Source organism: Streptomyces otsuchiensis (genome assembly GCF_004305975.1).
Lineage (GTDB): Bacteria > Actinomycetota > Actinomycetes > Streptomycetales > Streptomycetaceae > Streptomyces > Streptomyces otsuchiensis.
The window spans coordinates 1-8,193 of sequence record NZ_BHZI01000260.1; the positions used below are offsets into that span (position 1 = coordinate 1).

General features: G+C 73.5%; 2 protein-coding genes. Both read right to left on the minus strand.

The annotated features are described in order from the left end of the window. A partial coding sequence (locus tag E0D90_RS20860; protein WP_438827426.1) for a type I polyketide synthase occupies positions 1-5,480 on the minus strand: 5,480 nt, incomplete at its 3' end. Between the two features lie 4 nt (positions 5,481-5,484). Next, positions 5,485-8,193: SDR family NAD(P)-dependent oxidoreductase (locus tag E0D90_RS20865; protein WP_130799624.1), on the minus strand; the 2,709-nt coding region annotated here is incomplete at its 5' end.

Below are 8,193 nucleotides of genomic sequence, written 5' to 3' on the forward strand. Positions count from 1 at the left end.
TTCGGCGCCGTCAGACCGTTCGACGCACCGTCCTGGTTGACAGCCGAACCCCGCACCACAGCCAGCACCTCATGGCCATGACGCACCGCGTCCGACAACCGCTCCAGCACCAGCACACCGACACCCTCGGACCAGCCCGTGCCGTCCGCCGCACCCGCGAACGACTTGCACCGCCCATCGGCGGCCAGCCCACCCTGACGGCTGAACTCGGTGAAGATGCTCGGGCCCGCCATCACCGTCACACCACCGGCCAGAGCCCGGTCGCACTCACCGTTGCGCAGCGCCTGCACCGCGAGGTGCAGCGCCACCAGCGACGACGAACACGCCGTGTCCACCGTCACCGCGGGCCCTTCCAGCCCGAACGAGTACGCCACCCGGCCCGAGATCACACTGTTGGCACCCCCCGCCAGCACGTGCCCCTCCGCCGTGGAGAAGAGGTCGGTGCCCAGGCCGTAGCCGGATGACGAGGCGCCGATGAGTACGCCGGTACGGGTGTGGTTCTGCGAGAGCGGGTCGATGCCCGCGTGTTCGAAGGCCTCCCAGGACGCTTCCAGCAGCAGCCGCTGCTGCGGGTCCATCGCCAGCGCCTCACGCGGGGATATCCCGAACAGCGCCGCGTCGAACTCCGTCGCGCCGTCGACGAATCCGCCACGACGGGCGTAGTCGCCGTTGCCGTCCTCGGGCCAGCCACGGTCGGTGGGGAAGTCCGAGACGATGTCGCGGCCCGCGGCCACCACGTCCCACAGCTGCTCGGCCGAGTCGGCTCCGCCGGGGTAGCGGCAGCTCATGCCGACGATCGCGATGGGTTCGTCGACGGCGGCCGAGGCGGGGACGGGAGTCGTGGCGGTGGCCACGGAGGTGTCGCCGAAGAGCCGGCCGAGCAGGTGGTCGGTCAGCACGATCGGCGTCGGGTGGTCGAAGACCAGGGTGGCCGGCAGGGGCAGCCCGGTCTCGGAGGTGAGCAGGTTGCGCAGTTCGACCGCGGTGAGCGAGTCGAAGCCGAGGTCGCGGAAGGCCCGGCGGGGCTCCACCACGGCGACGCTCGTGTGTCCCAGTACCAGCGCGGTGTGCGCGCGGACGGCGTCCAGCAGCAGCCGGTGCCGTTCGGTCGCGGGCGCGGCGGTGAGGGCGTCGCGGAGCTCGGTGGACGGGGTACCTGCGTCGGTGGACGCCGTGAGCAGTCCCTGTACATCGGGGAGTTCGGCGAGCAGGGGGCTCGGGCGCGCGGAGACGAACGCCGGAGCGAACAGCTTCCAGTCGACGTCGGCGACGCTCACGGTGGTCTCGCCGTGGTCGACGGCGCACGCGAGAGCCCGGAGAGCGACCGTACGGTCCATCACCGACAGGCCACGGCGCCGCAGGAAGTCCGCGACCTCGTCGTCGGCGGCCATGCCGACCTCGGCCCACGGCCCCCAGGCGATCGAGGTTCCGGCCAGACCCCGGGACCGGCGGTGCTCCACCAGCGCGTCGAGGAAGGCGTTTCCGGCGGCGTAGGCGCCCTGACCGCCGCTGCCCCAGGTCGCCGCGATGGAGGAGAAGACGACGAACAGATCGAGATCGCCGGTGAGTTCGTCGAGCAGCGCCGCGCCGGTGACCTTGGCGCGCATCACCGCCGCGACCTCGTGCTCGTCGGTGTCCGCCAGTTGGCCGGACACTCCGACGCCGGCGGTGTGGACCACACCGGTGAGGGGGAGTTCAGCCGGTACGGCGGCCAGCGCGGCCGCCAGCGAACCGCGGTCGGCGACATCGCAACCGGCGACCGTCACCCTGGCGCCCAAGGCGCGCAGTTCGTCGGTGAGTTCAGCGGCACCGGGCGCGTCCGCGCCCTGTCGGCTCAGCAGCAGCAGATGGGGTACCCCGCGCTCGGCGAGCCACCGGGCCACATCACCGCCCAGCCCTCCGGTTCCGCCGGTGACCAGTACGGTGCCGGCGGTGGTCCAGCGGGGTGCGGTACCCACCGGCAGCGGGGCGCGTACGACCCGGCGGCCGTAAGCCTGCCCGTCGCGGAGCGCGACCTGGTCCTCCTGGGCCGCACCGCCGAGCAGCTCGACCAGCCAGTCACCGGTGGTCTCGTCGCCGTGGGCCGGCAGGTCGACCAGTCCGCCCCAGCCGGTGGGGCGCTCCAGTGCGGCGACCCGGCCGATCCCCCACAAGGGTGCCTGTTCCGGGTGGAGCAGCGGATCGCCGTCGCCGGTTGACACCGCGCCGCGGGTCAGGCACCACAGCGGGGCGGCCAGCTCCGCGTCGCCCAGCGCCTGGTAGACGCGGAGCAGCGGCGCGAGGCCGGTGGGGTCAGACGGTCCCGGGCGCGTACCGCCCGCGACGATCACGACGCCGTCGGGGGCGGCGGCGGTCAGCCGCTCGGTGAGCGCGGCCCGCTCGTCGGCCGGGGTGAGGGTGAGTTCGCTGACCCGCGCCCCGGCGCCGCGCAGGGCGTCGGCCACGGCGTGGGCGTGGGCGGGGTCGCTGTCGTCGGCGGTGACCAGCAGCCAGGTCCCGGTGAGGGAGCCGCCGGGGGCGCTGGTGAGTGGCTGCCAACGCGCCTGGTAGCGCCATGATTCGAGGACGGAGTCCTGGCGCAGGGACTGCCGCCAGGACGACAGCGCCGGTACGAGGTTCGCCAGGGTCTCGGGATCGTCGCGCAGTCCGAGGGTGTGGGTGAGTTCGGTGAGGTCCGCTCGGTCCACCGCCTCCCAGAACCGGTCCTCCTCCGGTGAGGTGGGCGGCTGGGTGGCGGCCGCGTCGGGCAGCGCCTCCGGCCAGTAGCGCTCGCGCTGGAAGGCGTAGGTCGGCAGCTCGACCCTGCGGCCCTCGGGGAGGAGGGAGCGCCAGTCCACCTCGGCGCCGGAGGCCCACAGCCGGGCCAGGGCGGTCAGCGCGGTGGCGGTGTCGTCACGGTCCTTGCGCAGTACGGGCGCGAACACGGCGTCGGCGAAGGTCTGCTGGGCCATCGCGCAGAGCACCCCGTCGGGGCCCAGCTCCACGAACCGGGACACGCCCTGGTCCCGCAGCCGCGCCACGCCGTCGGCGAAGCGGACCGCCTGCCGTACCTGCCGCACCCAGTACTCGGGGTTCGACATCAGACCGGGCTCGGCCACCTCGCCGGTGAGGTTGGAGACCACGGGGACGACGGGGTCGGCGAAGTCCAGCTTCGCGGTCACGGCCGCGAAGTCGGCCAGCATGGGCTCCATCAGCGCGGAGTGGAACGCGTGCGAGACCGTCAGCCGGCGCGTGCGACGCCCCTCCCCCGCCCAGCGGGCCGCCAGCGCGGCGATCGTCTCCTCGGAGCCGGAGACCACCACCGAGGTGGGGCTGTTGACGGCGGCGATGTCGGCCTGGCCGGCGAGCGCCTCGACGACCTCGGCCTCGGTCGCCTCGACCGCGAGCATCGCGCCGCCCGAGGGCAGCGCCTGCATGAGCCTGCCGCGCGCGGCGACGAGGCGGCAGGCGTGCTGCAGCGAGAGGACTCCGGCACAGTGCGCGGCGGCTATCTCACCGATCGAGTGGCCCAGCAGCACATCCGGGGTGACGCCCCAGGACTCCAGCAGCCGGAACGCCGCGACCTCTACGGCGAACAGGCCGGCCTGCGCCCACTCGGTCCGGTCGAGCTCGGCGCCGCCGGCGAACACCACGTCCTTGAGGGGGCGTTCACGCTCGGCGTCCATTTCGGCGCAGACCGCGTCGAAAGCCGCTGCGAACACCGGGAACGACTCGTACAGCCCTCGTCCCATGCCGGCGCGTTGGGCGCCCTGGCCGGTGAAGAGGAAGCCGGTCCTGCCCTCGTCCACCGTTCCCGTGACCACGCCGCCGGCCGGGAGCGCGGTGGCCAGTTCCTTCAGGCCGGCGAGCAGTTCGGCCGCGTCGGCGCCGAACACCACGGCGCGGCGCGTCAGCGCCGCCCGGGTCGTCGCCAGCGACCACGCCACATCGGCCGGACGCTCCGCGCCGTCCGACAACCGGTGGGAGAGACGTTCGGCCTGCTCGCGCAGCGCCTCGGTCGTCTGCGCGGACACCGGCCAGAGCAGCGGCCCCGGGAGCGGGTCGGCGCCCGGACCCGCCGGGTCCTCGGCCGACTCCGACGCCGACGTGTCGTCGAGGACCGGCGCCGGCGCCTCCTCAAGGATCAGGTGGGCGTTGGTGCCGCTGACACCGAACGCGGAGACCCCGATCCGCCGTGGCGCGTCCGCACCGGGCCACGGGCGGGCGTCGGTGAGCAGACGGACCCCGCCGCCCTTCCATTCGACGTGGGGTGTGGGGACGGCGGCGTGCAGGGTGCGCGGCAGCATGCTGTTGCGGAGCGCCAGCACGCTCTTGATGACGCCGACCACGCCCGAAGCGGCCTGGGTGTGACCGAGGTTGGACTTGGCCGAACCGAGCCACAGCGGCCGGTCGTCGGTGCGGTCCCTGCCGTAGGTGTCCTGCAGCGCTTCGAGTTCGATCGGGTCGCCGAGGGCCGTTCCGGTGCCGTGTGCCTCCACCGCGTCGACGTCGGCGGTGGTGAGCCGGGCGTTGGCGAGTGCCTGCCGGATGACGCGCTGCTGGGAGGGGCCGTTGGGCGCGGTGAGGCCGTTGGACGCGCCGTCCTGGTTCACCGCGCTGCCCCGGATGACCGCGAGCACGTCGTGACCGTCGCGGCGCGCGTCGGAGAGCCGTTCGACCAGCAGTACGCCGACGCCCTCGCTCCAGCCGGTGCCGTCCGCCTCGGCGGAGAACGACTTGCACCGCCCGTCGGAGGCCATCCCGCCCTGCTTGCCGAACTCGGTGAACGCGGCCGGGGTGGTGATCACGGCGACGCCACCGACCAGCGCCCGGCCGCACTCGCCCTGCCGCAGCGCCTGGACCGCCAGGTGGAGGGCGACCAGCGACGAGGAGCAGGCGGTGTCCACGGTGACCGCCGGGCCCTCCAGACCGAGCACGTAGGAGAGCCGGCCGGACAGCACGCTGCTGGCGCTGCCGGTCAGCTGGTAGCCCACGGTGGACTCGGGCATCCGGCCCACCGTGTCGTACCCGGACGGTGAGGCGCCGACGAAGACGCCGGTGTCGCTGCCGGCCAGCGAGTGCGGGTCGATACCGGCCCGTTCGGCGGCCTCCCAGGCCGCTTCCAGCAGCATGCGCTGCTGGGGGTCCATCGCCAGCGCCTCACGGGGGTTGATCCCGAACAGTGCGGCGTCGAACTCGGCGGCGTCCGGAACGAATCCGCCGCGGCGGGTGTAGCCGCCGGTCTCCTCGACACTCTGCGTCCAGCCGCGGTCGTCGGGGAAGTCGACGATCGCGTCGGTGCCGTCCGCGAGCAGCCGCCACAGCTCCTCGGGGGCGCTGACGCCGCCGGGCAGCCGGCAGCTCATCGCGACGATGGCGATGGGTTCCCGGGCTGCCCTGCGCATCTCCCGGTTCTGCTGGCGGAGCCGGTCGACCTCCTTGAGGGAGGCTCGGAGGGCCTCGACGGCCTTGTCGCTACGAGTGTTCATCGAGTTCTCCACAGGCTCAGGCATCGTCTCGGTCGGCGTTCAGCGCCATGTTGATCAACGCGTCGGCGTCCAGTTCGTCGAGCGAATCGCCGTCAGCAGTAGGGGCGGGCATGTCGTCGGTACCGTCGGCCAGCCGCAGCAGCGCGTCCATCAGGCCCTCCGCACGGAGTCGGGCGAGCGGGATGGTCGCCAGCGCGTTCCGGACGGCGTCCTCTCCTGGCTCGGCGGGCTGCTCGCCGGGGGTCGGTTGGTCGTCGGCGACGCCGAGTTGCGAACCGAGGTAAGCGGCGACCCCGGCGGGGTTGCGGTGGTTGAAGGCCAGGCTCACCGGCAGCCGCAGCCCGGTCAGCCGGCTCAGCCGGTCCCGCAGCTCGACCGCGGTGAGCGAGTCGAGGCCGAGGTCCTTGAACGCCTGCGCGGCCTCGACGACCTGGCCGTCGCGGTACCGCAGGACCGCCGCGGCCTCGGTACGCACCAGGTCGAGCAGGATCTGCCGGCGCTGCCGGGCCGGTGCGGCGGACAGCCGGTCGTGCAGCACGGATGTCTCGTCGGCACCCTGCTCGTCGGCCACGTCCGGCGTGCGGTCGTCCAGCAGCGCGGCGATCAGCGGACTCGGCCGGCCGGCGGTGAAGGCGGGCCCGAAGACGTCCCAGTCGATGTCGGCGACGACCAGACCGTCCTCGTGCCGGTCGATCGCGCGCGCCAGAGCTCGTACGGCCAGTGCGGGTTCCATCGGGATGACCCCGAGTCGCCGCAGCCGGTCCGCGCCCCCCGACGCGGCGAGGCCGCCACCGGCCCAGGAGCCCCAGGCCACCGAGGTTCCCGCCAGTCCGAGCCGGCGACGGTGCCCTGCCAGCGCGTCCAGGAACGCGTTGCCCGCGGCGTAGGCGCCCTGTCCTCCGCCGCCCCAGACGGCGGCGCCGGAGGAGAAGACCACGAACTGCTCCAGGTTCATCTCCCGTGTCAGCTCGTGCAGTTGGCGCGCGCCGGTGACCTTCGCCCCGAGCACGGTGCCGAGATGGTCCGCGTCGACCTCGTCGAGCGCGGTGACGCCGTCGACGCCGGCCGCGTGCAGCACCGCGGTCAGCGGCCACTTGGCCGGGACCGCCGCCAGCACCTCCGCCAGCGCGTCCCGGTCGCTCACATCGCAGGCTGCCAGGGTGACCGTCGCACCGAGCGCGGTCAGCTCCTCCGCCAGCTCCCGCGCGCCGTCGGCCTTTTCCCCGCGACGGCCGACCAGCAGCAGATGCGGTGCGCCCCGGCCGGCCAGCCAGCGGGCCACCTCGGCGCCGATGGCGCCGGTTCCGCCGGTGACCAGGACCGTTCCGGTGGGGGTCCAGGCTGTCGGCGCGGGCCGGCCGGTGTCGGTGTCCTGAGGTGCGCGTACCAGCCTGCGGGCGGATACGGCGCGGTCGCGGACCGCGAGCTGGTCCTCACCGGTGCCCCCGGCCAGGATGACGGTCAGCAGCTCGCCGGCGGTGCTGTCGGGAGCGGTCGGGACGTCCACCAACCCGCCCCAGCGGTCAGGGTGTTCGAGCGCGGCGACCCGGCCCACGCCCCAGACCGCGGCCTGGGCGGGGTTGTCGGCGGACTCGTCGCGGGTGGAGACCGCACCGTGGGTCAGCGTCCACAGGGGCGCGGCGATGCGTGCGTCACCGAGCGCCTGGACCAGCGTCACGGTGGCGGCGACCCCGGCGGGCACCGTGGCGGCCGGGAGGGCGGCATCGGCCGTGGCGGTGAGGGACAGGACACCGGAGAGGGGCTCCCGGTGGCCCGCCGTCTCCTTCAGGCGTGCGGCGAGGGTGTCGCGGTCCACAGTGGGGTCATCGCCGACCTCCAGCTCCACGACGTCGGCCCCGGCGGCGCGCAGCGCGGTGGTGGCCCACTTCGTCAGCTCGCAGGCCGGGGGAACGACGACCAGCCAGGTACCGGACAGCTCGCCGGTGGCGGGGAGTCCGGTCAGCGGGGTCCACTCCACCCGGTAGCGCCAGGTGTCGATGGTCGTGTCCTGACGGCGCCGGGTGCGCCAGGCGGAGAGCGCGGGCAGGAGTGTTCCGAGCTCCTGGGAGGAGTCCAGCTCCAGGGTGTCGGTGAGCTCGGCGAGGTCACCGCGCTCCACGGCGTCCCAGAATCCGGCGTCCTCCGTCTCAACGACGCTCTTCCCGGCGGACGTTGATGTGGACTCCAGCCAGTAGCGCTCGTGCTGGAAGGCGTAGGTGGGGAGTTCCACGCGGCTTCCGGCGGGTATGACGGAGGTCCAGTCGACCTCGACGCCTGCGACCCACGCCTCGGACAGTGCGGTCAGGAACCGTTCCGCACCACCCTCGTCACGGCGCAGCGAGCCCACCACCACGGCGTCCGCCTCCGCGGCTTCGGCGGTCTCCTGGACGCCGATGGCCAGCACCGGGTGAGGGCTGCACTCCACGAACACCGACCGGCCATCGGCCAGCAGCGCACGCGTGGCGTCATCGAAGCGGACCGTGGAACGCAGATTGTCGAACCAGTACCCGGCATCCATCGACGCCGTGTCGATCACACCACCGGTGAGCGTCGAATACAGCGGCACCGTGGAGGAAACCGGCGTGAGACCGGCCAGATCCGCCAGGATCCGCTCCCGCAACTCCTCCACCTGCGCCGAGTGCGAGGCATAGTCCACCGGAATCCGACGCGCCCGCACCTCCCGCGCCTCACACAACCCCAGCAACTCCTCCAACGCCCCCGGCTC